This window comes from Sphaerochaeta pleomorpha str. Grapes (assembly GCF_000236685.1).
GTDB classification, from domain to species: Bacteria; Spirochaetota; Spirochaetia; order Sphaerochaetales; family Sphaerochaetaceae; genus Sphaerochaeta; species Sphaerochaeta pleomorpha.
The window spans coordinates 1,383,074-1,408,602 of record NC_016633.1; the positions used below are offsets into that span (position 1 = coordinate 1,383,074).

The 25,529-nt window shown below is 47.0% G+C and carries 29 protein-coding genes; 13 read left to right on the forward strand and 16 right to left on the reverse strand.

Going from position 1 to position 25,529, the window contains the following annotated elements:
• The first annotated feature begins 4 nt into the window (after window positions 1–4).
• Entirely contained in the window at window positions 5–958 is a 954-nt protein-coding gene (locus tag SPIGRAPES_RS06295) for an ABC transporter ATP-binding protein (protein ID WP_014269929.1), read from the forward strand.
• Window positions 945–1,883 carry an ABC transporter permease gene (locus tag SPIGRAPES_RS06300; RefSeq protein WP_014269930.1) on the forward strand — a complete coding sequence of 313 codons (939 nt, stop codon included), beginning with the start codon at window positions 945–947 and terminating at the stop codon, window positions 1,881–1,883. Before SPIGRAPES_RS06295 ends, SPIGRAPES_RS06300 begins: the two co-directional genes overlap by 14 nt.
• 19 nt (window positions 1,884–1,902) lie before the next feature.
• On the opposite strand, the gene SPIGRAPES_RS06305 is transcribed toward SPIGRAPES_RS06300, so the two are convergent.
• From SPIGRAPES_RS06305 to SPIGRAPES_RS06345, 9 genes are all read right to left on the reverse strand, one after another.
• Entirely contained in the window at window positions 1,903–2,613 is a 711-nt protein-coding gene (locus SPIGRAPES_RS06305) for a sulfate/molybdate ABC transporter ATP-binding protein (RefSeq protein ID WP_014269931.1), read from the reverse strand.
• On the reverse strand, window positions 2,610–3,266 hold the full coding sequence (gene modB, locus SPIGRAPES_RS06310; RefSeq protein ID WP_014269932.1) for a molybdate ABC transporter permease subunit: 657 nt from the start codon (window positions 3,264–3,266) through the stop codon (window positions 2,610–2,612). The genes SPIGRAPES_RS06305 and modB overlap by 4 nt, the downstream gene beginning before the upstream one ends.
• Entirely contained in the window at window positions 3,259–4,038 is a 780-nt protein-coding gene (modA, locus tag SPIGRAPES_RS06315) for a molybdate ABC transporter substrate-binding protein (protein WP_014269933.1), read from the reverse strand. Before modA ends, modB begins: the two co-directional genes overlap by 8 nt.
• A 40-nt stretch (window positions 4,039–4,078) precedes the next feature.
• Window positions 4,079–5,029 (reverse strand): molybdenum cofactor synthesis domain-containing protein, encoded by a 951-nt coding sequence (locus SPIGRAPES_RS17310; protein ID WP_014269934.1) that lies wholly within the window; start codon window positions 5,027–5,029, stop codon window positions 4,079–4,081.
• A 3-nt stretch (window positions 5,030–5,032) separates the two neighbouring features.
• Window positions 5,033–6,010, reverse strand: coding sequence for a GTP 3',8-cyclase MoaA (locus SPIGRAPES_RS06325; protein WP_014269935.1), 978 nt, complete (start codon window positions 6,008–6,010; stop codon window positions 5,033–5,035).
• Entirely contained in the window at window positions 5,997–6,473 is a 477-nt protein-coding gene (gene moaC / locus SPIGRAPES_RS06330; RefSeq protein WP_014269936.1) for a cyclic pyranopterin monophosphate synthase MoaC, read from the reverse strand. The genes SPIGRAPES_RS06325 and moaC overlap by 14 nt, the downstream gene beginning before the upstream one ends.
• Window positions 6,473–7,501 (reverse strand): molybdopterin-binding protein, encoded by a 1,029-nt coding sequence (locus SPIGRAPES_RS06335; RefSeq protein WP_014269937.1) that lies wholly within the window; start codon window positions 7,499–7,501, stop codon window positions 6,473–6,475. Before SPIGRAPES_RS06335 ends, moaC begins: the two co-directional genes overlap by 1 nt.
• Window positions 7,498–7,842, reverse strand: a complete 345-nt coding sequence (locus SPIGRAPES_RS06340; protein ID WP_014269938.1) for a winged helix-turn-helix domain-containing protein — start codon at window positions 7,840–7,842, stop codon at window positions 7,498–7,500. Before SPIGRAPES_RS06340 ends, SPIGRAPES_RS06335 begins: the two co-directional genes overlap by 4 nt.
• A 267-nt stretch (window positions 7,843–8,109) precedes the next feature.
• Window positions 8,110–8,652, reverse strand: coding sequence for a hypothetical protein (locus SPIGRAPES_RS06345; protein ID WP_014269939.1), 543 nt, complete (start codon window positions 8,650–8,652; stop codon window positions 8,110–8,112).
• Window positions 8,653–8,943: 291 nt separating this feature from the next.
• Between SPIGRAPES_RS06345 and SPIGRAPES_RS06350 the strand changes: the two genes are divergently transcribed.
• The 4 genes from SPIGRAPES_RS06350 (at window position 8,944) to SPIGRAPES_RS06365 (ending at window position 13,178) form a co-directional block, all read left to right on the forward strand.
• Window positions 8,944–10,617 carry a hypothetical protein gene (locus SPIGRAPES_RS06350; RefSeq protein WP_014269940.1) on the forward strand — a complete coding sequence of 558 codons (1,674 nt, stop codon included), beginning with the start codon at window positions 8,944–8,946 and terminating at the stop codon, window positions 10,615–10,617.
• A 171-nt stretch (window positions 10,618–10,788) separates the two neighbouring features.
• Entirely contained in the window at window positions 10,789–11,547 is a 759-nt protein-coding gene (locus tag SPIGRAPES_RS06355; protein WP_014269941.1) for a hypothetical protein, read from the forward strand.
• Window positions 11,548–11,644: 97 nt separating this feature from the next.
• The gene (locus tag SPIGRAPES_RS06360) at window positions 11,645–12,553 is read left to right on the forward strand and encodes an ROK family protein (protein ID WP_014269942.1); all 909 of its coding nucleotides are present in this window, start codon (window positions 11,645–11,647) and stop codon (window positions 12,551–12,553) included.
• A complete protein-coding gene (locus tag SPIGRAPES_RS06365) occupies window positions 12,546–13,178 on the forward strand; it encodes a D-sedoheptulose-7-phosphate isomerase (RefSeq protein ID WP_014269943.1) in 633 nt (210 codons plus the stop codon). Before SPIGRAPES_RS06360 ends, SPIGRAPES_RS06365 begins: the two co-directional genes overlap by 8 nt.
• Here the strand turns inward: SPIGRAPES_RS06365 and SPIGRAPES_RS06370 are convergent.
• Window positions 13,175–13,618, reverse strand: a complete 444-nt coding sequence (locus tag SPIGRAPES_RS06370; protein ID WP_014269944.1) for a MarR family winged helix-turn-helix transcriptional regulator — start codon at window positions 13,616–13,618, stop codon at window positions 13,175–13,177. The genes SPIGRAPES_RS06365 and SPIGRAPES_RS06370 overlap by 4 nt on opposite strands.
• Window positions 13,619–13,889: 271 nt before the next feature.
• Here SPIGRAPES_RS06370 and SPIGRAPES_RS06375 point away from each other — a divergent pair, with 271 nt between their 5' ends.
• From SPIGRAPES_RS06375 to SPIGRAPES_RS06385, 3 genes are read left to right on the forward strand one after another with little or no spacing between them, the layout of a single operon-like run.
• The gene (locus tag SPIGRAPES_RS06375) at window positions 13,890–14,735 is read left to right on the forward strand and encodes a carbohydrate ABC transporter permease (protein ID WP_245535475.1); all 846 of its coding nucleotides are present in this window, start codon (window positions 13,890–13,892) and stop codon (window positions 14,733–14,735) included.
• Window positions 14,732–15,538, forward strand: a complete 807-nt coding sequence (locus SPIGRAPES_RS06380) for a carbohydrate ABC transporter permease (protein WP_014269946.1) — start codon at window positions 14,732–14,734, stop codon at window positions 15,536–15,538. Before SPIGRAPES_RS06375 ends, SPIGRAPES_RS06380 begins: the two co-directional genes overlap by 4 nt.
• Before the next feature lies 1 nt (window position 15,539).
• A complete protein-coding gene (locus SPIGRAPES_RS06385) occupies window positions 15,540–16,880 on the forward strand; it encodes an ABC transporter substrate-binding protein (protein ID WP_014269947.1) in 1,341 nt (446 codons plus the stop codon).
• Between the two features lie 49 nt (window positions 16,881–16,929).
• On the opposite strand, the gene SPIGRAPES_RS06390 is transcribed toward SPIGRAPES_RS06385, so the two are convergent.
• Window positions 16,930–17,376, reverse strand: coding sequence for a MerR family transcriptional regulator (locus SPIGRAPES_RS06390; RefSeq protein ID WP_014269948.1), 447 nt, complete (start codon window positions 17,374–17,376; stop codon window positions 16,930–16,932).
• Window positions 17,377–17,473: 97 nt separating this feature from the next.
• On the opposite strand from SPIGRAPES_RS06390, the gene radC reads away from it, so the two are divergent.
• On the forward strand, window positions 17,474–18,169 hold the full coding sequence (radC, locus tag SPIGRAPES_RS06395) for a RadC family protein (RefSeq protein ID WP_014269949.1): 696 nt from the start codon (window positions 17,474–17,476) through the stop codon (window positions 18,167–18,169).
• Between the two features lie 509 nt (window positions 18,170–18,678).
• Here radC and SPIGRAPES_RS06400 read toward each other — a convergent pair.
• From SPIGRAPES_RS06400 to SPIGRAPES_RS06415, 4 genes are all read right to left on the reverse strand, one after another.
• Complete coding sequence (locus SPIGRAPES_RS06400; RefSeq protein WP_014269950.1) at window positions 18,679–19,104, reverse strand: SHOCT-like domain-containing protein; 426 nt, start codon at window positions 19,102–19,104, stop codon at window positions 18,679–18,681.
• An 18-nt stretch (window positions 19,105–19,122) separates the two neighbouring features.
• Window positions 19,123–19,398 (reverse strand): hypothetical protein, encoded by a 276-nt coding sequence (locus SPIGRAPES_RS06405; RefSeq protein WP_014269951.1) that lies wholly within the window; start codon window positions 19,396–19,398, stop codon window positions 19,123–19,125.
• A complete protein-coding gene (locus SPIGRAPES_RS06410; protein WP_014269952.1) occupies window positions 19,395–19,760 on the reverse strand; it encodes a DUF2089 domain-containing protein in 366 nt (121 codons plus the stop codon). Before SPIGRAPES_RS06410 ends, SPIGRAPES_RS06405 begins: the two co-directional genes overlap by 4 nt.
• A 380-nt stretch (window positions 19,761–20,140) precedes the next feature.
• Complete coding sequence (locus SPIGRAPES_RS06415) at window positions 20,141–21,130, reverse strand: helix-turn-helix transcriptional regulator (RefSeq protein WP_342626414.1); 990 nt, start codon at window positions 21,128–21,130, stop codon at window positions 20,141–20,143.
• Between the two features lie 66 nt (window positions 21,131–21,196).
• On the opposite strand from SPIGRAPES_RS06415, the gene SPIGRAPES_RS06420 reads away from it, so the two are divergent.
• A complete protein-coding gene (locus tag SPIGRAPES_RS06420; protein WP_014269955.1) occupies window positions 21,197–21,700 on the forward strand; it encodes a cysteine hydrolase family protein in 504 nt (167 codons plus the stop codon).
• A 155-nt stretch (window positions 21,701–21,855) separates the two neighbouring features.
• On the opposite strand, the gene SPIGRAPES_RS06425 is transcribed toward SPIGRAPES_RS06420, so the two are convergent.
• Entirely contained in the window at window positions 21,856–23,871 is a 2,016-nt protein-coding gene (locus SPIGRAPES_RS06425; protein WP_014269956.1) for an FAD-dependent oxidoreductase, read from the reverse strand.
• 261 nt (window positions 23,872–24,132) lie between these two features.
• On the opposite strand from SPIGRAPES_RS06425, the gene SPIGRAPES_RS06430 reads away from it, so the two are divergent.
• Window positions 24,133–24,573 carry a nuclear transport factor 2 family protein gene (locus SPIGRAPES_RS06430; protein ID WP_014269957.1) on the forward strand — a complete coding sequence of 147 codons (441 nt, stop codon included), beginning with the start codon at window positions 24,133–24,135 and terminating at the stop codon, window positions 24,571–24,573.
• Window positions 24,574–24,586: 13 nt separating this feature from the next.
• Window positions 24,587–25,525 (forward strand): SDR family NAD(P)-dependent oxidoreductase, encoded by a 939-nt coding sequence (locus SPIGRAPES_RS06435; protein ID WP_014269958.1) that lies wholly within the window; start codon window positions 24,587–24,589, stop codon window positions 25,523–25,525.
• The last annotated feature ends 4 nt before the right edge of the window (window positions 25,526–25,529 follow it).

The window sequence follows — 25,529 nt, forward strand, 5'->3', positions numbered from 1 at the left end:
TGACATGAACAGCGAACAAGTGCTGAGCATCTCCCATTTGAGAAAGCAATATGGAAAGGGAATGCTTGCAGTCGATGATATTTCCCTGACCCTGAACAAAGGGGAAATATTTGGGCTGCTCGGCCCCAATGGGTCAGGAAAGACTACCACCATCCTTATGTTGCTGGGTTTGCTTGAACCAACATCAGGATCAGTAGACATTCTTGGTTTCGACCCGCTGAGAACACCTTTGGAAGTAAAAAGAAGAGTCGGCTACCTGAGCGATACCGTAGGTTTCTACGACACAATGACTGCCTATGAGAATCTTGACTATACAGCCCGATTCTTGGGACTAAGTGCAAAAGAGCGGAGAGAACGAATTCTAGGAGCTTTGCAGAGAATGCGATTGGAGAACCGCAAGAATGACAAAGTCCATACATTCTCCCACGGGATGAAACAGCGCCTCGGACTTGCTGAGGTACTGGTTAAAAACTGCGAGATTGCTATCCTGGACGAGCCTACCCAAGGGCTCGACCCCGAGAGCGTAGCTGAATTCCTTTCTTTGATAACCTCTCTCAGGGATACGGAGCATATGACCATTCTGCTTTCCAGCCATCAACTGGAGGAAGTCCAATCGGTCTGTGACCGGGTTGGGTTGTTTTACAGGGGAAAACTCCTCAAAAACGGAACGGTTGCAGAACTGAGCGAGCAGCAGTTCGGGGGAAGGCAGATTATCGAGCTGAGGGTAGACTCAGAAAAAAACCTTGCAGAAACCTTTGCCGGTATCAGTGAGGTTACCAAGGTACTTCCTGCAGGTAGACAAACATGGAATCTTGAGTGTATGGAGGACGTCAGACCGGCAGTGGCAAATGCTGTCTTCAAGGAGGGAATCGGCCTTATCTCGATAGAAATGCAGATGCATTCTCTCTATGACATCTATAAGGCAAGTTTCAAGGAGGTAGCGGATGAAACAGCGTGAAGGGTCCGCCTTGACCGGGTTATCCGTGGTTTTCTACAAGGAACTGCAGGATTTTACCGGTAGTGTGAGAATGGTGGTCTTGACCATTCTTATCCTGTTGACTGCCGGGGCCAGTATGTATGTAGCAACAGAGACACTTCGTTCTCTGGTAGGGGAAGACTCTTTTCTGCTTCTGGGCTTGTTTACCATCGCAAAAGACCCCATTCCCTCATTCCTTTCCTTTATGTCGTTTCTGGTTCCCCTGACAGGTATTGCCTTGGGATTCGACACGATCAACGGGGAGTTCCAGAACAGAACCCTAGGAAGAGTATTATCCCAACCTATTTACCGTGACGTCCTGCTGTTCGGAAAGGCCTTGGGAGCATTGGTTGCGATGGCAATTATTTTGCTTGCCCTTTGGCTTCTGGTTATCGGCTCGGCTATGCTCTTTTTGGGCGTTCCTCCCTCTGGGGAGCAGATTGCAAGGGCTCTGGTGTTCTATCTGATAACAGTGCTCTATGGAACTCTCTGGTTTGTCATTTCCATGTTCTGTTCCATCATATGCAGACAGAACGCCACCTCGGCTTTGGTGGCAATAGCCATCTGGCTCTTCTCCTTGGTTTTCTGGCCCATGCTTTCCCAGTTACTTTCCCAGGCAATAGGGGGAAACGGGAGTCTCTTGGCGGCAAAACTCAACATTGTGCTCTCCAGGCTCTCTCCCTACACGCTCTATTGTGAATCGTCGATCGCAATTCTCAACCCTACGACAAGATCACTCGGGGTTGTGCTCTTCTCCCAGATCCAAGGGGCGATGCTAGGTTCACCGCTTCCCTTTGGACAAAGTCTGTTGCTTATATGGCCTCAGATGACGTCTTTCTTCGCAAGTATCCTGTTATTTTTCACCGGTGGTTACGTACTCTTCCAAAGACGGGAAATCAGGATGTAAGATTTATCTCCCAGCTGAGCTACGGGGTACACCGTGGCTCAGCGTATGGGTTCCCCAAGGCACCTTCACCGATACATATTGTACGGGAACAATACCGTTTGACTTCTTCTTGGTTATGCGAAACAAAGACCACTGGGCAGTGTGCAGACAACAAGGCAGGTTTGAGATCGGCATCAATGGCATCTTTCAATTCATTGTCCAAAGAAGAGAAGGGTTCATCCAAAAGTATTGCCAAGGGCTGGGAGGCGAGCAGCCGTGCAATTGCCACCCGTTGCTGTTGGCCACCTGATACCCTCAAGGGGTTCTGAGGGGCAAAAGCATCCATTTTTACCATTGAAAGGTATTCCATGGCAATCTGGTGTGCCCGTTTTTTCCATTGCCCATACGACTCAGCTCTGTCTCTGGCAATTCCACTCATTACGTTCTGCAAGATTGTCATATGGGGAAAGAGTGCATACGATTGAAACAGATACCCTACCCTACGCTCTCTGGTGGGCACATTGCGATGGGTGGAAGAATCGTATAAAACATTCCCGTAAAGGATAATGGAGCCTCTTTCAGGTTCCATAATCCCTGCGATGCTCTTGAGCGTCATGCTTTTCCCACTCCCGGAAGGACCAAGCAAACCAACAATTTCCCCAGGGGAAACAGTCATTTCCACTGCAAGGGAAAAAGGAGGACACCCTTTTGCAGCCGGGGCCCCCACGGTCATTGCAACTTGCAAACTCATTGCCGCCCCCTTGTGAAATTTGCCAAAGCAATCAAGGAAAGACCAGAAAGGGCAACAATGACCAGTACCCAGACCCAAGCGGTTTTCATATCACCACCTGCGGTGGCAAAATAGATTGCCATTGGAATCGTCTGGGTTTTCCCCGGAATATTACCTGCGATCATGAGTGTTGCCCCAAATTCCCCCAGAGCCCTGGAAAAGCTCAAGACAAGGCCTGCAGCAATGCCCGGCCAGGCCTCAGGAATCATAATCCGAAGGAAAATCATTGGCTCTTTCATCCCCAAAGTCCGTGCCGCCCAGATTCTCTCCTTGTCTACCTGTTCAAAGGCACCCCGTGCAGAGCGATACATCAAGGGAAAGGAAACTACCATTGCAGACAAGACTGTCGCATACCAGGTAAAGATAACGCTTCCCCCGAAAGCTCCCAGTAACGACCCTAACGGGCCATTCTTCCCGAATAACACCAACAGGAAAAAACCTAAAACCGTTGGGGGAAGCACCAAAGGAAGTGTCAGTACAGTGTCTACAAACGTGGCGATAGCACCTTTGAGACCCATGCTCCAACGTGCAACGATATTCCCCAGAATAAATACCAGGGTAGTTGCAAGGATTGCTGCCCGCAGGGAGATGACCAAGGGAGAATAATCAAACATGGCTCTCGATTACCGTAAAACCATAGCTTGCGAAGATTTCCACAGCCTCTTCGGTAGAAAGAAAATCAACGAACGCTTTTGCCTGGGTCGGATGTTTGCTATCCTTGACCACTCCTACAGGATAGATTATGGGTGTATGGCTCCCCTGTGGGGCCGTCGCACAGATTACCACGGCAGAACTTATCTTCGCATCCGTTTCATAGACGATTCCTGCCTGTACATTCTCTGTCTCCACCCAGTAAAGCACTTCCCGTACATCCTTGGCATACACAAGTCTGGAGGCAATTGCATCGGTAAGATTGAGACTTTTGAATACTTGGGCGGCATATTGGCCAGCCGGAACCGACTTTGGTTCGCCAACCCCGATCTTGGTTATGAAATCTTCATCAAGGGCTTCAAAGTTTGCAAGTCTTTTCCCATCCTTGGCAACAATGAGTACAACCTTATTCTCAAGGAGGTCCTTGACCGTATCTGTATCCATAAGCCCTTTTGCCTTGAGTGCCTCCATCTGTTTGCTACCTGCAGAAAAAAAGATATCGGCAGGGGCGCCCTGTTCGATCTGCATCTGCAAAGAACCGGAGGAACCATAGTTGCAATTGACGGTTATTGTGGGATTGTCCTGCATAAAGCGGACACTCAGTTCGCCCATACAGTTCGTAAGACTGGCAGCTGCACTCACCAAAATCTCCGTCTTTTCCTCTTGTACCCCCTGGGCCCCAACAGTAGCAATACACATACCTAAAACCAACAGAGCCAATAGTGTCTTTTTCATAAAACGCTCCAACTTCATATATTTTTCGAAAAGAAATACCTTATGCCTGGTGACTTTCTTCTGTTCGCAACGTTGCACACTCAGAGGATCTTCCACTGAGCATTAGCAATCCATGTTCCAAAGGGCTGAGTATAGCACTGAGGTTTTCCACAGCAGCCTTGGGACTTCCCGGAAGATTTACAATGAGCGTTCTCTCGCGGGTAGCACAGACACTCCGGCTCAACGAAGAACGGTCGGTAATCGGTAAACAGGAGGACCGCATCAACTCTGCTAGCCCGGGAACCTGTCGATGGGCAATGTCGAGAGTAGCTTCCGGGGTGATATCCCTGAGAGAAAGGCCGGTCCCTCCGGTGGTCAAAAGCAGGTCGGCCTGATACCTGTCACAGACCTCTGCCATTTTTTCTGACAGGAGCGTCCGATCGTCAGGAAGCAGGCAAGTCCCCACAATCTCATATCCAGACTCCTCGGCTAGGCGGCAAACCGCAGGGGTGCTTTCATCGACTCGCAAACTTGCATATCCCTTGTCACTGGCACACAGGACAAAGGCCCTCATCTTCACATAAGCTTTGAGAACCATTCCCGGTTGCAAGGTCCCTCCGTGCAGGACCCTGGTAAACACCCCCTGGGATGGCATAATACACTTTCCCATTTTCTTGAAGATATCGCACCCCGAATGGCATTCCTTTCCGATCTGGGTTAATTCCAAGACGACATCCCCTGCTACAAATACAGTACCAAGGGGCAACGTCGCAAAGTCAATTCCAGAAACGAGTAGGTTTTCACCGAAATCACCATCGGCGATCTCGGCCCCTTGGTTACGGAAGGCTTCTACTTTGTCATACGAAAGCAGACTTACCTGACGGTGCCATTTTCCACAGTGGGCATCACCGTCCAAACCCCATTGGGTCTTGGCGATGGCCATTTCTCTGGGTTCCTTGGCTGTTCCTTTCCCTGAACTGGTACAGACAGAGCGTATTGTTCCTTCAATCATGTTTCATCCTCCAAAAGAAGCAAGGGAACAGGAAGACATCCCCTGCAGTGCAAAATCGTGGTGTAATGGTTTCTTCGTTACAAACTGACGTATAGCCAGTTCAATTTGGGCGTCAGTCGCGTTTGCCTTAAGTAGGGGGAGTAGCTCAAGCGAATCGTCGTGATAGAGACAAGAACGGAGCAATCCGTTGCTGGTCAGTCTCAAACGATTGCAGGCCGAACAAAAACAAGCGGACAACGCTTCGATTGTACCAACAGCTACGTTGCCATAGTAGCTGTATCGGGCAGGGCCACTGCCTCCTACCCCTGCAGCTTCGAGTGGTTCGGGGTTTCCATAGTTCGAACGCAAAAAAGAACGTACGAGGGTAAAAGGAACTCCCTGGCAAAGACAGCCATTGCCAATCGGCATCAATTCAATGAACCGGACAGGAACACCAAGGCTGCGGGCAAGTTCCATAACCTGGGGAATCTGTTTTTGGTACGTATCGAGCAAGGGTACACAATTGAGTTTTACCTGCAACCCTGCCTCGAGGGCTTTTTCGATGCCCAGCAGAACCGGCTCAACCGAATACCCCCCACTGAGGGAAGCAAATAAGGATGGTTCTGTCGCATCAAGGCTGATATTCACCCCATTCAGGCCAGCGTGTGCCAAAGGAAGGGCATTTTCAGAGAGAAGGGAACCATTGGTAGTCATACCAATTCTAGAAAACCCTAGGCTTGCTATCGAAGCGACCAGAGAGGGCAGGTCTTTTCTCACCAAAGGTTCCCCTCCGGTGATACGGATGGTGTCGATACCGAGGTTCTTGAAAATCCTGCACAGTTGCATGATCTGGGAATCGTCAAATATCCCATGGGTTTGCTGGGGTCCGCAATAGAGGCATCGGTAATTGCAGGCATCGGTAACCGAAACCCGCAGGTAGGTCAAAACCCTTCCCTGTGCATCTACAAGCGGATCGGAGCGGCTTGGATTATCGCTTATCATAGGTCCCGCTTTTTCCACCTTGCTTGAACAACAGGCGGATATCGCTGATCTGCATGCCACGGTCGAGGGCCTTACAAAAATCATAGATGGTGAGCAAGGCAACTGACACGCCGGTAAGCGCTTCCATTTCAACCCCGGTCTTACCCTCTGTCTCTACCGTGCAGGTCGCTTCCAGGCCTACTTCATCATCGAGGAAACGGAAGTCTACCTTTGCGGAGGTCAACAGCAAGGAATGACAAAGCGGAATGAGATTCGGGGTCTGCTTGGTAGCCATGATACCTGCAATCCTTGCAGCGGCCAGCACATCGCCTTTCAGGACTGTCCCTCCACCAATGGCTTCAAAGGCTTTCCTGTTCATCAAGATCCGGCCTGAGGCGATTGCAGTCCGCATCGTATCGTGCTTGCTTGAAACATCGACCATGAGGGCTTTTCCCTCGGAGTCGAGATGGGTCAAGGTTTCCATCAGATACCTCCCATACCGAAATTGCAGTTCGGGAAATGGCAAACAGGGCACTGGAGGCAGAGCCCACCATTTCCCCATTTCGCAATATCGTCCCCAGACAGGGGAATCCTGGCGACAATGCGTGGGAGAGCCAAGTCAAAAACAGTTCGTTTTGCATACATGACACACCCAGGCAGGCCGAGAACCGGTACATCACCAAGATACGAGATCAAAAACATGGCGCCGGGAAGAACCGGAGCACCATAAGTCACTATGTTCGCCCCCGATTCCTTGATTGCACCAGGGGTACGGTCATCAGGGTCAACGCTCATTCCACCGGTACAGATAACCATCGAAGATCCTCCGGCTACTGCCTTTTTGATAGAAGTTGCAATGAACGCCTGATCATCACCGGTATAGATTTTTTCGGTGACCACAACGCCCAGTTCCTTGAGTTTTTGTTCGACTACAGGCGAAAACGTATCGGTTATCAAATTCTTGCTGACTTCACTGCCGGTTACCAACAGGGTGCAATCCTTGATCAAAAAAGGATGAATCGAGAGTAAAGGATTGGACGCATCGGCTATTGCCGATACTTTTTTCATCTGGCCGGCGTCAATCACCAGCGGGATTACCCGCATCCCAGCAAGTTTGTCATTGAGGCGTACGACAGAATGGTTTGCCCGTGTGGCAATCATGACATTGCCAAGGCTGTTTATGGCAAGCAACCTTTTGGTATCTACTTCCAAGACCCCTTCCTGGGTAGCCTTCAGTTCAATTTTCCCTTCCTTGACCGGCCCTTGCTCCATGGAGGAATTCATACAGGCCTGACAGAGGATTTCTGCTCCTTCGTTCTCATGGAGCATCCCCTCTTCAAATTCCCACACATAGAGATTTTCCTTTCCCATGGAAAGGAGAACAGGAATATCCTCCTCTCTCACGACATGTCCTTTGCGAAAGCGAGCGTCCTTGCTCACTCCTACGATAATCTGGGTAAGGTCGTGGCAGAGAACCTGACCGACTGCATCCACTGTTCTAACTAACTTCATTTCTTTGCCTCTGGAAAATATGTATTGAATTTGGCCTCAACTTCCTCGCTTGCATCAACCAGGAAGGAATCATAGCGCTCCATGAAGGAACGCCCTTCTTCTGTCAAAACAGACCCACCGCCTTCCACCCCTCCGATCGATTTCGAAGTCAAGGGATACCCAATCCTTTTTTCAGCCTCATTGAGTATCTTCCAGGCTTTGGAATAGGACATATGCATCGAGGCTGCGGCAGCAAAAAGAGATTTCTTATAATCGATTTGATGCAACAACTCGTTGACCCCAGGGCCAAAGAATGGCTCTTCTTGCAAGAGCCGTATTGTCAGGGAACAGGTAAAAGACATGGTAACACCACCGTTATATTTTCAAAAATATAATGCAGTATAGGAGCCACCATTATGTTTGTCAACATATATTGGAAATCAAAAACCTTCGCCCTTGCCAGCAGAGATACAGGCCCAAAGTAAATGTAATAGAATCTACACATCGAGATAAAAAGAGGGAGTTTCCAGTAGAAACTCCCCTAGCCAGGTATGTCATTGTTCTTTTTCAAAGAAACACACTCCACCGAGGGTATTTCTGCCCCCTTTCATGCAAAAAGACCCTAGGCTTTAGAACTTTGCCTTCACGGTAATGCCCACGTACAGGTTTTCCTCGATATATGCATAGTCGAATGCAACATCGTTATCAAGCAAATCTGTCAAGCTTGGTGCAACGAGAATTCCTTCAGCCCCAAGACTGAACATCCTGCCAAATTTGATATCGATCCCTGCGCGTGCCTGCACCCCATAGGTATCGGGAACGGAAGGAGTCTCGGGCAATACCAGCGAATACATTGGTCCTATTGCCACGAACGGTTCAAAGAAACCAATCGGAGCCCTCAGTACCATTTCCGCAGCCATTACCACACGATTCACATCATCCATACCTTCTACGAAGTCATACATGGCCCCCAAGGACACTCCAAACCAGGGCCTGATGTTTATCTGTACCCTAGCCCCAGGGACATACGACTGGTAGTTTATAGCCTTTGCATCATCCAGACGATAGGAATGGGACATGCTAATGTCAAATACACTTGCCTTTCGAGCTGCAAGTGAACCCGTGACCAGAACCAGAATAACGAGAACAACAATCAAGGTTTTCTTGTACATTAAACCTTCCTCCTATTTCTTTTATACGATATACACTTAGTGTATACCCACCCATTCATTTAGACAAACATTTTTGTATATTATTTTGTATACATTATTAAAACAAAGGGTTCACCCTTTTCGACTGACTTGCAAACAAGCTTGTTTTTCTCTTTTCCTAGAGGCTTTCTAATGCTTGCTTTCCTTCCTAGCCCTCGCACATAAGAAAGATAATTATGTCATATGGCTATAACAACAGCCTTTTGTAGGGTAGACTGTATTGTAGAATGCATTGGAGGATTTCTATCACGTATGAGAAGACATCCAGTTTTTTTTATTCAAAACCTTATTACTGTATCTCTATTACTGTTACTTACCTTTCCTGTATTTGCTTCCTTCTCGCCAAAAAGAATTTCCCTTTCCTCCCCTCTCTACGATCAAGTCGATGCACTATACCGTTTAGAAGGTTTGGCACGTCCCTCCGATGCACGACCATGGAGCAATGAAGAAGCTGCGCAGATTATCAAAAAGCTCCCTGACTCCCTAAAAACCCGGCACTTCAAAGAAAAGACCCTAAGTCTTCTGGAAAAGACGCTCAAATCTACTGCAGGGGATGACTTTTCCTACCGTATTTCTACAACGGTAGCTCTGGAAGCCTATGCACATACCAACATGGATGATTTCATCATCCTTGAAGACTGGATCTTCGGGGGAGACGAGCGTAAACCGCTTCTCAATTTCCGTATGGAAGCCCAGTTCGGAACTATTTTCTATTTTGGAACCAGTATCGAGGCTGGTATCGGGTTATATACCAGAAGCGATATAACAGAAGATATTGCAGATGAAAACATAGGAATTATTCTCCCTGCCTCTACTTCTGTAATCGGGCATGTCACTTGGTCGGAGCTTTACCACAGGCTTTTCTCCACCAATGCCATTACCGCCGATACCCAGTTCTATGCAAATTGGCCGAACAATTCCCAGATAACGCTCGGAAGCAATTGGTGGAATGTCTCAATGGCAAGGGGTGCAATACGATGGGGGAACGGTAAAAGCGGGGACTTGGTAATCGGTGGGCATATCAACTTACAGAATACCTTGCGCTTCGATTTTTTCAGCAATGGTTTCAAGATGGAGCTGCTCTATCTGTTTCTCGAAGACCACGAGGACGAAGTGAACCAGAGAATCTTTATGGGACGTCGCTTTGAGTTCGAGCCTTTTACACGGCTCAGGGCAACCATCACCGAGAATGTGATGTACAGAGGCCCTTCGCTTGAAATGAAATACCTCAATCCTACTTCTATATACCATAATTATTATAATTCGGAAAAATTCAACTCGATTGCGAGTCTGGAAATAAACTTCGCTCCCTGCAAGGGATTTTCACTCTATGGGCAGTTTGCACTCGACCAGTATCAAATGTCAAATGAGACCGATTCAGTGGCAAATGCCATGGGAAGACTCATCGGAGCCGAATATTCTTGGTTATCCAAGGAAGGGATTTTTTCCACCAGTATGGAATATGTATTGACCGACCCTTCGCTCTATAGGAGGGACAAAATAAACTTTCTGCTTTACCGGGGCCTAAAAAACAACGGTGACCCGTATGTCTTCGATTATCTGGGCTACCAATATGGTTCAGACAGCCAGGTCCTTCGCTTTGACCTCTCTTACCTTCGTGCGTGCACTTTCAAGACAAATTTTACTGCCACGGTTCTGCAACAGGGAGAAGTTGGTATGTACTACGCTATCGGAGATACGGATACTACCTATGCAAATATCCTTTCAAGCGCCCCAAGCGGCGATACTATACGTCAAAAACTGATTTTGGGTTTACAAGGAACCTGGTGGCCGGCCTTTGCCCCAGCAGCCCTGTACGGCCAGATAAACTGGATAGGAAAGCGAACCTTTACGCGTAGTACCGAACAAATAAGCGACCGGGAAAAAGACCTGCAATTAATACTGGGAGTTTCATTCACGTTCTGAAAATGATAATCAACAGTATTTCCCTAGGAATATAAGTATTTAAATTACCAATAGTTATATCAAAAAACCATGGGTCATGATATTTCTTCCATCAGCTAAGCATGCTATACATTACTATATACTTGAATTTGTTCTCCTTCGTTCGAAAGACCAACCTATCGGAGGCCCTCGATGAAAAAGAATATTCACCTTACCTATGCAGTGTGTCTGTTTATTGTCATGGCAGCCTTTTTGTTCGTGGGATGCCCCTTGGAATCGGAACAACATATACTAGAGAAAACACCGGATAATCTCTTGTTCGTTGAAGAAAGCACCCGTAACAATTATGGGTCGAGTGTAACTATGTGGTTTACTACCCCTGAGGAAATCGGGGCTACAAGCTATACTTTGCAATATTCAACAGATAATACAATATGGAATAATTTCCAGTCTTATGCTTCTGACTTGGTGACGACTCGTCTTGACCAGGACAACTTCAGTATCGATATTAATTACGATTGTTACCTGAGGATCCTTATCAGCGGGGGAACCTACGACGGGCAAACCTCCAACGAAACCTACTGCACGAGATGTACCACAGTTGGCTATTTCAGCAACAATGGACTTGGGGAAGAGGTGACAAACACCGGGGTAATTGCCCCAAACGTCGGGTATGGCTTACTTGCAAGTTTCCGTGTAGAGGATCCCACGGACAGTACGGAAATTGAGGATTGCCTCAACTACCAATGGTATCGCCTCGATCCGGAAGATTACGAAAACCAGATCCTCATACCTGGGGCAACCTCCCTTGCCTATACCACTACACAAGAGGATAGAGGATACCGCATGCTTATTAGGGCCACCGGCAAAGCATTAGATGTATCAGCTTCAGAGTATGATGGCAGATTCAATGGTTTTAAGCAGCTTAAGGCCATCTTTATTGTAAAATAAGGGAAAAACCAAGACGTTTATCCCTTGCTTCAGTTTCCAAACAAGCCCCTTTACAAGGTGTCCATACCATTGGATACTGAGAAAAAGGGGCTTACCTGTGGGAAAAGAACTGTTTCTGGGGATCGATATCGGGGGAACCAAGACCAGTGTCTCGCTTGGGTCTTCCGATGGGGTGATTTTGGCAAAGAATATGTTTGCCACTTCGAATGACCCACAAGAAGTCATTGAAGAAATCTGTATTGCCAGTATACAGGTCATGAAGGCCAACAAGGTAAGTGCCGGGGGAATTTCTTGCGGGGGTCCCCTTGATGCCGAGCAAGGTCTTATCCTATCCCCACCGAACCTCCCTTCCTGGGACAAAATCCCAATCTGCTCGATTCTCTCTTCCCGTCTTGGTATACCCTTCTTTTTGGAAAATGATGCTAATGCCTGTGCTCTTGCCGAATGGTATTGGGGAAACGGGAGAGGTACCCAGAACATGGTCTTTTTGACCTTCGGTACAGGGTTTGGTGCCGGTTTGATTCTTAATGGACGACTATATCGGGGGACTAACGGGCAAGCCGGGGAAATCGGGCATATCAGGTCAGATGAATCAGGACCCTTTTGCTATGGAAAAAACGGTTCCTTTGAAAGCTTTTGCAGTGGAACAGGAATCAGCCTGCTCTTTGAGCAAAACTTCAGGACAGCAAAGACAGCCAAGGAAATCTGCGCCCTTGCCGACAGCGGCGACGTCTTTGCCCTGACGGTAGTCCGGGAAAGCGCCTCGCATCTGGGACTGGCCCTCTCCTTGCTCATAGACCTGTTGAACCCTGAGAAAATTATCATCGGAAGCATTTACCAACGCAATGAGAAACTATTCAATTCAATAGCAAACACTATAATCGATAACGAAGCCTTGGAATTGAATAGGCAATGCTGCAAGATAGTCCCTTCCGCACTTGCAGAACAACTGGGAGACTTGGCTGCCCTTGGTATTGCCAAAGATCATTGGAGAACCCATGCATAAGGAAATTGAAGCATTAATTGAACGATATCCACAACTGAAGCCAATGGCACAGGATATAGAAAAGGCCTCCTCGATCCTAATCAAAAGCATCAAAGAAGGTGGCAAGGTGCTGGTCTGTGGGAATGGGGGAAGCAGTAGCGACGCCGATCATATTGTCGGGGAATTGATGAAGTCATTTGCCATCGAAAGACCCTTGGACAAGTCATTCAAGGAACAATTGGTCAAAGCTGACCTGAGCATGGGTTCAGTGCTGGCAAAGCACCTGCAGGGAGCTATCCCGGCGATCAATCTGGGATGCCATACGGCTCTCAGCTCGGCCTTCAACAATGATGTCGACCCTGCCTTGGTCTTCGCCCAGCAGGTCCATGGATATGGAAAAAGCGGGGACGTACTTCTGGGCCTGTCTACAAGCGGAAATGCAAAGAACGTTAACTATGCGGCAGTCACTGCTTTGGCCAAGGGTATGCACGTAATCGGCATGACCGGGGAAACCGGGGGTGCACTTGCGGGCCATTGCACGATCTGCCTCAAAGTACCCCAAAGGGAAACCTATAAGGTACAGGAGCTTCACCTGCCCCTATACCATACGCTTTGCCTTTTACTTGAGAATGAATTTTTTCTCTAGTCTTCAACCAAGACAGAGGAAACGATATGCAGTTCCTTGAGTAAATCCTTCATTTCTTCTTCTCCAAACCGATTGTCAGAGGTAATGGCACACCCCATTGCTTTTGGAATGGAAAGGGCACTCTCTTGGGTACGCTTTCCTTTTGCTGTCAAGGTTATGGTTACGCTACGCTCGTCGTCTTTGTTTCTGTTTCTCTCTACAAACCCGGAGGCTTCCAGTTTTTTGAGAACCGGGGTTAACGTCCCGGAGTCAAGGAAAAGCCTTTCCCCGAGTTCCTTGACGGTCAAACCATCCTTCTCCCAAAGCACAAGCATGGTAATATATCCTGTATAGGTGAGGCCAAACGGCTCAAGCAAAGGCTTATATTTCTTTATGATCTCCTTGGAACAGACATACAATGCAAAGCAAAGCTGGTTGTCAAGTTTTTGTATTTCTTCCATAGCGGGTACTCCTATTGATTGCGTACAATGATATTGTGCAATTTTATTTAAAAAGAATCAAGAGAATCGAGAAAGCCAGGGTAAAAGGAAAAACCTTCCCTTGAAATATCTACGTCAGATTTCATATACCGAAAACCTGACGCAGATTTTTCTACGTAAGCTATTTATATAGTAAAAAAGCAATTAATCTAATTTTGTCCTTGCAGGCAACCCAAAAAACGAAGTATTATCGCCACTGAAAAGGAAACCTATGCATACTCGTCTTCCCCATTTGGCAAAACCTTATCTCATGATTATCCCAGCCTTGGTGTTGGCTTATCTGTTCAGTTACCGACCCTTTCTGTTGACGGTGGCCAACAGCCTATTTTCAATTTCCCAAGCGGGGAAAAGAATTTCCTTTGTGGGCCTGGAGAATTACTTCAGACTGTTCTCAAGCGAATCGTTCCAAGACAGCCTTTCCAACACACTTCGTTTTACGCTCTATTTTGTTCCTATCAATATTGCTGTCACCCTTGGGGGAGCCTTTGCCTGCAACCGTAAGGGGAAACTGGCTCAGATTAATGGGATTCTGCTTTTTCTCCCCCTTGCCGTAGCAATGAGCAGTGCCATGATGATTTTTAAAATGTTGTTCAATCCGTCGATCGGCATAGTGAATTCCCTGCTCGGTTTAGATATCCAATGGTTTAATGATAGCAAGGCGGCCATGGCTTTATTGGTAATGGCTGGGGTTTGGCTCGATATCGGCTTTGATTTTCTACTCCTATCCTCGGCTTTGAAAAATGTCCCTCCTGCCCTGCAAGAGGCAATGCTGATCGATGGGGCCTCAAAAAGAACTATTTTCATGCATCTGCAGATTCCCTTCATTGCCCCGACCTTGCTCTTTGTCCTATGCAATAACATCAAGGATGCAATGCTCATCTGTTCCCCGGTTATCATCCTGACCGAGGGAGGCCCTTTTAGGTCTACCCAGACTTTGGTCTACCAGATGTACCTTGAAGGGTTCAAAAGCGGAAACTATTCCTTAGGTTCTGCACTTGCCACTGTAGTATTTACCTTGACGTTCGCCATTCTGCTTCTGCTGCTCAGTCTTGAGAAACGGAGGGTGTACTACCAATGAAAAAAGCCCTGCTTCCCTTGGCCACGCTTTTCTCGCTTGTCGTGGTGTTTCCCATTTTTTACACATTGAGCGGTTCCTTTTTCGCTCCTTCCGATTTCACGGATGTCCCCACCAGGCTCTTTCCTTCGGTTCTGAACCTGGGCAACTATGCAAAGGCCTTTGCTGGGTCACATCTTACCCGGTTTCTGGCAAATTCTTTGGCAAGTGCAACGTTTGGGACCTTGTTCAGGATGGTGATCAGCATCTTGGCAGCCTATGCCTTCTCTTTTTTCACCTTCAAGGGGAGAGATGCCCTGTTTGTCCTGGTTATTGCTACCATGTTACTACCTGGCGATGCCCTCTTGATCGAAAACTTCAAGACAATACGGCATCTCGGCTTGCTTGATACTTACCTTGGGATCATCAGCACTTCTTTGTTAGCCCCGGTACATATCTTCATGCTCAGACAGTATTTCAAAACCATAAGCAAGGAATACCAGGAAGCGGCCATCCTTGAAGGTTGCACGGATTTCCGGTTCATTGTCTCGCTTCTGCTCCCGTTGAGCAAAAGTGTCTTGATAATCTTGACCCTCCAATCGTTTACAGGGATCTTCAACGATTATCTCTGGCCCCTGCTTGTTACCAACAAGGAATCGATGAGAACGGTACAGGTAGGGATCACCATGCTTGGTTTTTCCGAAACCTTGGAATTTGGTCCTCAGTTTGCAGCCATTTCGGTCCTGACTAGCCCGATAGTCCTAGCGTTTATCATGTTAAGGAAAAAAATACAGGAAAGTGTAAACACTCGTTTTACAGGGAGATAAAATGAAAAAGAATCTATTGCTACTAGCTCTTGTTGCCATTTTGGCCTCATGTTCGCTTTTCGCTCAGGGACAGAAAGAACCAGTTCAGTCCATAAAAACCATTACCTGGTGGCACTCCAACAGTGGGTTGCTCCAGACAGCTGCAGAAAAGATGGTGCAAGAATTCAACACAACCGTGGGAAAAGAGAAAGGAATTGTCGTTGAGGCAGTCTATCAAGGCAAGTCGAATGATGTCCTGACCAAGACCAAGGCCCTGTTGCAAAAAGACAGCCATGGCAGTCTGCCGGACCTTGTCCAGCTCGATGCCTCGGGGGTCCTTGATGTACGCGACAGCGAGTATCTTATCGATATGGAAGATCTTGCCAAGGCAGATTCCTATGACTTGAACCAGATTCTTTCAGCCTGCAGGCTTTCGGTTACCTATAAGGGAAAGATGATTGCAATGCCCTTTAACAGTTCAACGATTCTCCTGTATTACAACAAGACCGCTTTTGATGAAGCAGGGATTTCCAGTGCACCAAAAACCCTTGATGAACTGGCAGTAGTTGCACAAAAACTAGTGGTACATGATGCCAAAGGAAAAGTCACTCGCTACGGCATTGCAAATGTCCCGACTACCTACGAATTGTGCGTATGGTTGGGCCAGCAGAACGGGCTGAGCTATATCACCGACGAACAAAACGGTCATACAGGGACTCCTTCCAAGGTCGTGTTCGATGAAAACGGTACAATGGAAACCTTTTTGAAGAAATGGAAGGCTCTGTATCAGACGGGAGCCTTGGAAAACCTCACCAGCGATGTCAACTCGGAATTTGCCAGTGGAAAAGTGGCGATGATGGCAGCCTCTACCAGCAAACTCACAACTGTCATGCAAATGGTAGGAGACAGGTTTGAACTGGGAGTGGCAAGCCTTCCCATGGTTAATGAACAGGCAACCGGGGGAGTAAATGTCGGAGGAGGGGCAATCTATGCCTTTGACAATGGAGCGGGCAACAGCGAAGCTGCCTGGGAATTCGTAAAGTTTGCAACCTCGGGCGAACAACAGCTTGCCTGGCATATTGCCACCGGATATTTCCCCGTCAATGCAAAGACCTATAGTGAAGAGGCTTTCCTCACTTACAACAAGGAAAACCCTTTGTTTGGAGTTGCGATCAAGCAGCTGCAGGACAGCAACCCTCTTGTTCAGGGAGTCTGGGTCCCTAGTGCCTACCAGATCTATTATGCGTTCCAGAGCGGAATATTGAAGATGCTCACAGAAGACAAGGGAGAGAGGGAAACCACTGAAGCCATCGCGAAAGAAATCAACGGATATCTAAGCGACTATGCAAGGGCGAACCCGTAATAGGTGAGAAACAAAGAACCCGTCCTTTTCATTGAAGGACGGGTTTTTTCTATTGTTCCTTGAACCGGCACCGGTCTTGGAAGGAGCAAGTGTGGCACCCAAGTCCCGGGCACTGCTGGAAGTCATCGTTGGTCTCCAACTGCCTGATGTGCCAGGACAGGTCGTCAACGCGTCTTTCCAACTTGGATTTGCGTTCCAGCGATTCACTTAGTTTGCCCCGATATTGCCTTAGCAGTTCATTGCGCCGCTTTTCACCGGTGGAATCAGTTTCACCCATCAAGACGATTGCCTTTATCTCAGTTAAGGTGAAATCCAATTCTTTCAGTTCCGTGATACGTTTCAGATAGACGGCATCGGCATCGGAATAATATCGCTGCCCTCCGTCAGAACGACTGCGTGTCTTGAGTAAACCCAATGACTCATAATACCGTATGGCCCTCACCGTTACGTTACATTTGCGAGCCAGATCCCCAATTCGATACTTTTCTTCCTGCATATCCACCTTTGTACCACAAACTCAAGCGAAAGGACAACTTCCTATCCTTAGGTGATACGAATTACCCGCAAGAGCCATGCAAAAGGAAGAGATGTAGATGAAATATTTTCAGAACACGATGTCATCGAAGAGAATCAAGGATATGAATGTCTGCGACCGTCCCCGCGAGCGCATGCAGGAAAAAGGAGCCGATGCCCTCAGCGATGAGGAGCTACTGGCAATCCTCATAGGTTCGGGAAGCAAGGAAAACCCGGTGGGCAATGTTGCCCATGACCTGCTCTCCCTCATCGACCAGAAACCAAACCTTGAATATGAGGACCTGAAGAGTATCAAGGGACTGGGACCTGCCAAGGGATCTTTGATTTTTGCAGCTTTGGAATTTGGCCGGCGCAGGCTTCCGCTCAAACGAAGGCAGATAAGCCAACCCGGCGATATCTACCCACTTATCCGACACTATGCAGACCGGCAGCAGGAACACTTCATTGTAACCTCCCTGAACGGGGCCCATGAGATTATCTCCATCTATGTAGCATCGGTAGGAACGATTAACCGAACGCTTGTCCACCCCCGTGAGGTCTTTGCCCCTGCCATCGAACAGAGGGCGGTGGCAATCCTGGTTGCCCATAACCATCCTTCGAACATGAACGGGGGTGAGATTACCCCGAGCTCGGAGGATATCGATGTAACCAGACGTTTGAAACAAGTAGGGGGAATTCTGGGGATTACCGTCATAGACCATATGATCATAGGGGGAGAAAGTTATTACAGCATGCTCGAGCATGAGGTTCTATAGGGATTCTCCTGCTTGGAATTGCATTAGGGCTCAGAAGTGGCCGAACCGGATGGCAAAATCCACACTGACAGGGAGGACTCGTAGCCATCCAAGTGGATTACGACGCCACCAGGGAGGAAGGCGTCGGCTGCTTTGCGCCCAACACCAGAGACAATCATTCGAACAGCTTTGAGATTACAATAAAATATCAGCCTCAAAGGGATGCAACCTCTAGAGCGTGCGTTGGATGTAGGCTGTGGATGAACCTTGACCGGCAGGTTCCTAGCTATACATCCTGCATCTACTCTTTTCCCCCATTATGCTGCAATGATTTCTCAAACGCTTTCCTGGCTTTTTGGACCAGAACTGAAGAATAACAAGAAAAACTGCAAAGGAATCATCCAAATGCAGTTTTCAGTAAAAATGACTGAATAGACTTGTCCTATGTAAACAATGCTTCTAATCAACATCCTACCCATGTCCAGCGGTCAGACAGAGCCTAGTCTTGGGGGCTCTTGTTCTCTCCATCTCTATCTGCAAAACACCTTCACTGTTGATTCATCGGTGTCCACATCGATGCTCATTTGTTCAAGCGCTTCAATGATCTCATCAAAGTTCTGTGCATCAATATCACTCAGCTTGAAAGGTATCCCGCTTTCCTGCATGGATGACTGGATTTTGTCCTGGGCTTCGACAGGAATCAATTTGGAAATGTTCAAACCTGCTTTTACCAAAGCGAGGGGGACTTTGACTGAGACCCGTTCGGAGGATTTTCCCTCCTTGGGTTCCACCTGCACATATAAGTACTTCCCTTTGACATCCATCGACTGTTTCCAAGGGTTGGTTTCAGATACTTTCGGCACACCCTCTAACGCCTGTAGCAGTTTCTCAGTCTCCTCGGCAGTGATTTTTCCCTCTGCAAGCATATGCAATACTCTCATTCTCTCTTCACTCATCTGGCAACTCCTTAAACTCTATGTGATGCGTACCACGACATCTGTTGTATCCGACTGGATGACTACTTCGGTTCCCACACTGGCGCTCAGCAAGGATGGCAAAGCCCAAGCCAGGTCAAGGTATTCCTGTGCCTGCCTGGTTGTCTGGGGAATGGCAAGGAGAATCAAGAAGGCAATCGCTCCCAAAACAAGGATAGGCAGAAACAAGATATAGACGAGAAGCATCGGCAGGCAGAACCCGAATGACCTTGCTTCGTCCCTCACTCTTACCCGTATCAACATCGGCAACATCATTTGATCTCCTCAATAGCTTGTGCAACGGACATAGCTCCTTGTTCCAGACGGTCGAGAATACTGGAGACCGGGTTGGAAACCTGTACGGAAACATCGAAGAGCTCCAGTCGGCTTGCAATCTGGTTGAGACGGTTCTTCACTGTTGGGTAGCTGATATTGAATATCGATTCCATCTGCTTGATCGACCCGTGTGTCTTGACAAATGCTGCAATGAAGAGCTGGTCTTCCATGCTGAGTTCTGCAAAAGCTGGCACTTGGAAGGAACCCTCAATTGAGATGTCATCTTCAGGTATGTATATTTTAGTAATGATGAACTTCTTTCCACCTGTCAATGCCATTAAACGTTGCCACCCGTGTTCCATGTAAACTCCTCTTGTATATACAATGCAGCTATTATATTAATTTTGTCAATATTTTTTTTAATTTTTATTGATTTTATTAATTTTATAATCCTTTTTAATAAATATTTGTATTTTTAGAAAGCATCTAACCCTAGAACTCGTTTGTTACAATTGAATGCAATCAAATACAACAAAAGAGCGAATTCGGCAAACGTTACCCAGCCATCATCCGCATAGGCAAGATCAAATTCGAAATCAAGCTCTGTGGCAAGCCATGGACAAGAGAGGAAAGACCTTTGCAGAAGGGATTCGCCTGATCAAGCCATACCATGGCAAGAATTGACAAGGCCTCCTCTTCGGGGGGCAAAAAACCTGGAAATTCAGGATATTGGCAGAGACCCCTAGCCCTGGTTTTCGTATAGGCTAGCTATAGCATGTATTCGGCGCTTCATTTCCGTGCGGATATGCAGCGGCCCCAAACACTCACAGGCATTCCCAAAACCGAACAGGATATTGTAGTAGAAATCATTTTCTATAAAAGGAAAATCAACAAGGTAATGCTCATCACCATCAGGAGAAAAGTGTTCAAACGAACAATAATCAAGCACCCTGTCCATGACAGACGTATGAATACGTATTTTGATTTGTGTTTGTAGGGTTTCCAAAATATCGGAAACATCCAACTGAGGTTTTGGATACTCTCGTGGGGTAAAAGATTCCTTCAGCATTTGCAGGTTTGCTATACGAGTCAGTTTAAACAAGCGAAAATCATTTCTTTTTTGGCAATACCCTTGCAAATACCAATGACTGCTTTTCAGTACAAGCTGGTAAGGCTCAACAGTCCGTGTGGTTCTAATTCCAGATTGGTTTGTATAGGCAAAAGCAAGAAGCTTGCTTTCCTGTAAAGCTGTTTTAATTATTTCCAAATAGGGTTGTATGTTCCTGTTGCCCATCCATGGACGTAAATCGATGTATATTTGATTGGCTTTTACGGTAATGTCTTTGGCTCTGTCAGCAGGGATAAAACTCTTTACTTTCGCAAGGGCGTTCACCAGTTCATCACCTCGTATCATATCGGAAAGGCTGGAAAGCCCCATCAAGATAGCGGAAAGGTCGGCAGTCGAAAAAACCTTTCTATCAATCTTGTATCCCGGCATGATTTCAAAGCCGCCGCCCACTCCCGATATTGACCGAACAGGAATACCTGCCCTGTTGATAGCGTCTAGGTCGCGGTAGATTGTGCGGTTTGAAACTTCGAACATATCTGCCAACTCCTGGGAACCTATACGCTTTTTATCAAGGAGTATCATAATAATGCTCACAAGCCTGTCAATTTTCATCCGACACCTGTCTTTGGGTAATTTTTCGCTCGTATGGTATATTGCTGCCATACTGTTGTCAACAATTACAAACTATACTGAAAAAGGAACCAAAGCAATCTATTAGGAGGAAGCACTATGCAGGAAAAAGCCTTAGTAGTAATCGATATTCAAAATGACATAACAAAACATTACAAGGATGTCATTGGCAATATCAATGCAGCCATTGACTGGGCAGTACAAACTGACACTCATGTTGTTTATATACGGCATGAAAATGTATCTGCAGGAACGAGGACTTTCAAACCCGGAACAAGGGGGGCTGAATTAGCTCCAGACTTGAACATAGTATCGGAGAATGTGTTTACGAAATACAAAGGAAACGCATTAAGCTGTGAAGAATTTGCTGACTTTATCAGTACACATGGAATAAAGGATTTCTACATAGCAGGGGCAGATGCTGTCGCTTGTGTTAAATCAACCTGTTACAACTTATGCAAAGCACACTATGGCGTTACGGTCCTAGCAGATTGCATTACCAGTTATGATAAAAGGAAAATTGATGAAATGCTACGTTACTATGAAAGTAAAGGCAGTACCATTATTTGCTTGCATGACTTGTTAGCTGAACACAGTCGGTGAAACCGGACGTTTGAAACAAGTGGGAGGGGAATACGGAAAATTGCCATCATCGACCATACCAAAAAATTACCGGCCCTTCTTTAAAAGGGTACCGGTAATTTCAGTAGATACTGGCAATGCTCTTTACAAGAGACATAGATACTTCTGCAGTTCTTCTATTGCCTTGCCATCATATTGTGTAGGCCACCACCGTTTTCAACATTGGTGAAACCCAATTGCTTGAGGATACGCATCCCATAACTTGAGCGGGCCCCTGAAGCACAATAGACGATAATCGCATGGTCTTTGTCTTCAAATTCCTGTGCCCACTGCTGTAGGTTGTCTAAATCTACATTGATGGCCCCCGGGTAGGCACCCATGGAAAATTCCATCGGGGTACGTACATCGATGATAATTGGACCATTAGATACAACACCGCTGGTCTCGTCTTCTGTTTCGGCAGTTGCAGTATCTGCATCTGCTTTCCCTAGCTTTTCGACAGACTTGCGTACAACAGGGAAGAGTCCGACACTCAGGTGTGTATACCCGACTGCGCGTGCAAAACGCTCCAGGCTGATATAGCCACCACTCAGGTTGAATACCTTGTCAAAACCATAGCCCTTGAGCATTCTGAGCGCCACATGCCCTTTCTGGCCATCATCACTGATTAGAAGAAGGGGATGATCCTGAGGGATCTGGTCCACATTTTCCCTGATTACATTCTGACTCAAATTGTTTGATCCTCTCAGGCTAGCCTTTGCAAAACTGATCGGGTCACGCAAGTCTATAGCAATAGGTTGGTTCTCCAATATGAATTGCTCCACATCCTGAGCCAGCACAGAGGGGCTGAAAGCGCTGAGGTGGTTTTCTGCGGTAAAGGCAGCCATATTGACAGGACCATTAGGCGAGTTGAAAGGCGGTGCATAGGCAAGGTCGAGCTCGGCAAGGTCATGTATGGTCAACCCTCCGGCTATGGCTGTTGCCATTACATCGATGCGTTTATCGACACCCACGCGCCCCCCAGCCTGTGCTCCGAGAATTTTTTCGCTTTTGCGGTCAAAGATCAACATAAGGCTTACTTTCTCGGAACCTGGGTAATAAGCGGTATGGCTGGCCTTGTGAACCACTACAGCATCGGCATCAAAACCGGCTTCTTTTGCTGCTTTCAGACTCATACCAGTCGACCCAGCCACAGAGCCAAAGATTTTCACGATTGAAGTTCCCGAGACACCTTTATAGGTGCGGGAACCGCCGAGAGCATTCTCCCCTACGATTCTTCCCTGTCGGTTGGCAGGTCCTGCAAGCGGCATGCGCACTGTTTTCCCCAGTACGTTATGTGCAATTTCGACCATATCGCCTGCGGCAAAGATGTTAGGGTCGCTGGTGCGCAGAGACTCGTCGACCTGTAGGCCGCCTGAAGCTCCAATAGTAAGGGCGGCATCTTTTGCCAACTGCAACGTGGGGCGAACACCGACGGAAAGCAAAACAAAATCGGTATCGATCGTAGTTCCGTCATTAAGCAGAACCCGTGTATCTTCTATTGCCTGCAAGGCCTTGCCCAGTTTGAGCTGCACCCCGTAGTCCAAAAGTTCTTTGGTAATGAGACCGGCAAACTCACCCTCAAGATTGGGCATAACCTGTGGTGCCATTTCCACCAATGTGACAGATATGCCTCGCTTGGTCAGAGCTTCGACCATCTCCAGGCCGATGAACCCTCCCCCTACGACGACTGCTTTCTTAGGCTCTTTGTCAGTGATAAAACGGTCAATCTTATCCATGTCAGAAAGTGTCCACAATTGGAAGACATGGTCTTTCTCAACACCGGGAAGCGGAGGGACAATCGGTTTTCCACCTTGGGCAAGGATAAGGGAATCATAGGAAAACGATTCTTCCTTTCCTGTCTTCGTGTTGCGTGCCTTCACTTTCTTTTGTGTCCGGTCGAGCTCGATTGCTTCGGTATGGGTATGAACTTTGACCTTATATTGCTCATCAAACGTCTCTTCACTCGCCAAGATCAACGATGAACGGTATTCAATGTCCCCGCCTATATAATAAGGAAGCCCACAATTGGCAAAGGAGACATCTGCTCCAGCCTCCAGCAATGTAATGTTTACTGTATTGTCAAGTCTACGAGCCCTAGCGGCTGCAGTTGCTCCTGCGGCAACGCCACCTATAATTAAAAGATCTTTCATCCAATTCTCCTCTCTGGTAACGAACTGAATATAATAATATTATTTGCTAGTGACAAGTATTTTTCAAGAAGTTCTTTCGCCTGTTTCCAGATAGGTTTTCAATCAGCTGACAAGCAGGCTTTCAGACATTTTTTATCAACCCAGAGTAGAAAACGCAACAGAGTAAGAGCCCTCTTGCCAGACCAATTGCTGCCAAAAATTGTATTGATAGTATGAAACCATGCTATAATTCCAAAATTATAAGGAGTACGGTACGGTAGCATGGAGCCATACATACATGACAAAGACCACCTGAAAGACCTCTGGACTAACATCTATAATACCGAGGGGAAACCCGACTGGTCCCATATCTTGCCCTACTATGACGATGACATATATTTTAGCGACAGTGTCCAGAAAATCCATGGTATCAGCGAATTCAAAGCCATGACCGAACGTCTGATCGCACGGTCCAACAATTTGAAGATGGATGTGAAAAACACTGCCCAGAACGGCAACATCATATTCCTTGAATGGGAAATGAGCCTAAGCTTCAAAAAATATCCCAACTCATCGGTATATGGATCAAGCAGGGTGACCTTGAATGAAAGCGGGAAAATAATCGAACAACGCGATTACTACGATTTATGGGGTGATATATTCGACAACATTCCCCGATTTGGCAAAGCGTATCGGAAATTCATGCATAAAAAATTCGGTTGAGGTGATGCGTACAATGAATCCTTATTTAAAGAAATACAAGTGGTCGAATATCGGAGCCATGCTTAAAAATAACAAAGCTGCCCCAAAGGAAGAATATAAAGATTTCCACGGGCAATTGGTCGTCATTACTGGCGCCACTTCCGGCATTGGCTATGAAACTGCCAAGCTCTACGCTTCTCATGGTGCCGAACTACTCCTGGTCAACAGGAACAAGGAAAAATCAGAACGCCTGAAGCAAGAAATCCAACGCGAATTCAACGTCCCATGTACCTTTTTTTTGGCTGATTTCGCACATCTTGACCAAATCAAGGCAACTGCAGACATGCTGGCCGGCCTCCAGCAAGATATTGCCGTACTCATTCATAATGCAGGCGTCTACAATACGAAAAGACGATTTACTGGTGACAATATCGAAGAAGTCTTTCAAATCAACTACCTGGCATCGTTTATCATAAACCATCGCTTGCAAGAAAAGCTGAGACAGCAGAAACATGCCCGGATTATATTTGTGAACTCTGAAGGCCACCGGTTTGCAATCGCCGGGCTAAAAACAGATGACCTGCGCTGGCAGAAACAGCACTACACCGGCTTGAAAGGATATGGTTCAGCCAAAACCGCACAGTTACTATCCATGTTTCAGTTCTCCCAGTATTTTCAAAATAGCGGGATAACCATAAATGCCATGCATCCAGGCGATGTAAAGACAAATATGGGTGAAAACAACGGCCGTGTGTATAAGCTTTTCAAACACCTGCTGATAAACCCGAAAGCCAGGACACCCGTAATCTCGGCCCAGGCCCTCTATTACCTTGGGGTCTCAACAGAAGTCGAGGGAGTAAGTGGGAAATTCTTCAACTTAACCACTGAAGAAATCCCGGCTCCCCATGCCCTTGATCCTATCGTGGCAGAAAAACTCTGGCAGATAAGCCTTGAAATGGGAGGACTGCAATAGGCGA

What these genes read in the sequence shown, in the direction of transcription:
- SPIGRAPES_RS06370 (WP_014269944.1), bottom strand. Translation starts at nt 13,618, where the DNA reads ATGGAAGAAATACAAAAACTTGACAACCAGCTTTGCTTTGCATTGTAT.
- SPIGRAPES_RS06305 (WP_014269931.1), bottom strand. Translation starts at nt 2,613, where the DNA reads ATGAGTTTGCAAGTTGCAATGACCGTGGGGGCCCCGGCTGCAAAAGGG.
- SPIGRAPES_RS06355 (WP_014269941.1), top strand. Translation starts at nt 10,789, where the DNA reads ATGAAAAAGAATATTCACCTTACCTATGCAGTGTGTCTGTTTATTGTC.
- modA (WP_014269933.1), bottom strand. Translation starts at nt 4,038, where the DNA reads ATGAAAAAGACACTATTGGCTCTGTTGGTTTTAGGTATGTGTATTGCT.
- SPIGRAPES_RS06350 (WP_014269940.1), top strand. Translation starts at nt 8,944, where the DNA reads ATGAGAAGACATCCAGTTTTTTTTATTCAAAACCTTATTACTGTATCT.
- SPIGRAPES_RS06390 (WP_014269948.1), bottom strand. Translation starts at nt 17,376, where the DNA reads ATGCAGGAAGAAAAGTATCGAATTGGGGATCTGGCTCGCAAATGTAAC.
- modB (WP_014269932.1), bottom strand. Translation starts at nt 3,266, where the DNA reads ATGTTTGATTATTCTCCCTTGGTCATCTCCCTGCGGGCAGCAATCCTT.
- SPIGRAPES_RS06415 (WP_342626414.1), bottom strand. Translation starts at nt 21,130, where the DNA reads ATGGCAGCAATATACCATACGAGCGAAAAATTACCCAAAGACAGGTGT.
- SPIGRAPES_RS06340 (WP_014269938.1), bottom strand. Translation starts at nt 7,842, where the DNA reads ATGTCTTTTACCTGTTCCCTGACAATACGGCTCTTGCAAGAAGAGCCA.
- SPIGRAPES_RS06335 (WP_014269937.1), bottom strand. Translation starts at nt 7,501, where the DNA reads ATGAAGTTAGTTAGAACAGTGGATGCAGTCGGTCAGGTTCTCTGCCAC.
- SPIGRAPES_RS06400 (WP_014269950.1), bottom strand. Translation starts at nt 19,104, where the DNA reads ATGAGTGAAGAGAGAATGAGAGTATTGCATATGCTTGCAGAGGGAAAA.
- SPIGRAPES_RS06380 (WP_014269946.1), top strand. Translation starts at nt 14,732, where the DNA reads ATGAAAAAAGCCCTGCTTCCCTTGGCCACGCTTTTCTCGCTTGTCGTG.
- SPIGRAPES_RS06435 (WP_014269958.1), top strand. Translation starts at nt 24,587, where the DNA reads ATGAATCCTTATTTAAAGAAATACAAGTGGTCGAATATCGGAGCCATG.
- radC (WP_014269949.1), top strand. Translation starts at nt 17,474, where the DNA reads ATGAAATATTTTCAGAACACGATGTCATCGAAGAGAATCAAGGATATG.
- SPIGRAPES_RS06425 (WP_014269956.1), bottom strand. Translation starts at nt 23,871, where the DNA reads ATGAAAGATCTTTTAATTATAGGTGGCGTTGCCGCAGGAGCAACTGCA.
- SPIGRAPES_RS06295 (WP_014269929.1), top strand. Translation starts at nt 5, where the DNA reads ATGAACAGCGAACAAGTGCTGAGCATCTCCCATTTGAGAAAGCAATAT.
- SPIGRAPES_RS06410 (WP_014269952.1), bottom strand. Translation starts at nt 19,760, where the DNA reads ATGGAACACGGGTGGCAACGTTTAATGGCATTGACAGGTGGAAAGAAG.
- moaC (WP_014269936.1), bottom strand. Translation starts at nt 6,473, where the DNA reads ATGGAAACCTTGACCCATCTCGACTCCGAGGGAAAAGCCCTCATGGTC.
- SPIGRAPES_RS06385 (WP_014269947.1), top strand. Translation starts at nt 15,540, where the DNA reads ATGAAAAAGAATCTATTGCTACTAGCTCTTGTTGCCATTTTGGCCTCA.
- SPIGRAPES_RS06300 (WP_014269930.1), top strand. Translation starts at nt 945, where the DNA reads ATGAAACAGCGTGAAGGGTCCGCCTTGACCGGGTTATCCGTGGTTTTC.
- SPIGRAPES_RS06430 (WP_014269957.1), top strand. Translation starts at nt 24,133, where the DNA reads ATGGAGCCATACATACATGACAAAGACCACCTGAAAGACCTCTGGACT.
- SPIGRAPES_RS06325 (WP_014269935.1), bottom strand. Translation starts at nt 6,010, where the DNA reads ATGATAAGCGATAATCCAAGCCGCTCCGATCCGCTTGTAGATGCACAG.
- SPIGRAPES_RS06420 (WP_014269955.1), top strand. Translation starts at nt 21,197, where the DNA reads ATGCAGGAAAAAGCCTTAGTAGTAATCGATATTCAAAATGACATAACA.
- SPIGRAPES_RS06345 (WP_014269939.1), bottom strand. Translation starts at nt 8,652, where the DNA reads ATGTACAAGAAAACCTTGATTGTTGTTCTCGTTATTCTGGTTCTGGTC.
- SPIGRAPES_RS06405 (WP_014269951.1), bottom strand. Translation starts at nt 19,398, where the DNA reads ATGATGTTGCCGATGTTGATACGGGTAAGAGTGAGGGACGAAGCAAGG.
- SPIGRAPES_RS06365 (WP_014269943.1), top strand. Translation starts at nt 12,546, where the DNA reads ATGCATAAGGAAATTGAAGCATTAATTGAACGATATCCACAACTGAAG.
- SPIGRAPES_RS17310 (WP_014269934.1), bottom strand. Translation starts at nt 5,029, where the DNA reads ATGATTGAAGGAACAATACGCTCTGTCTGTACCAGTTCAGGGAAAGGA.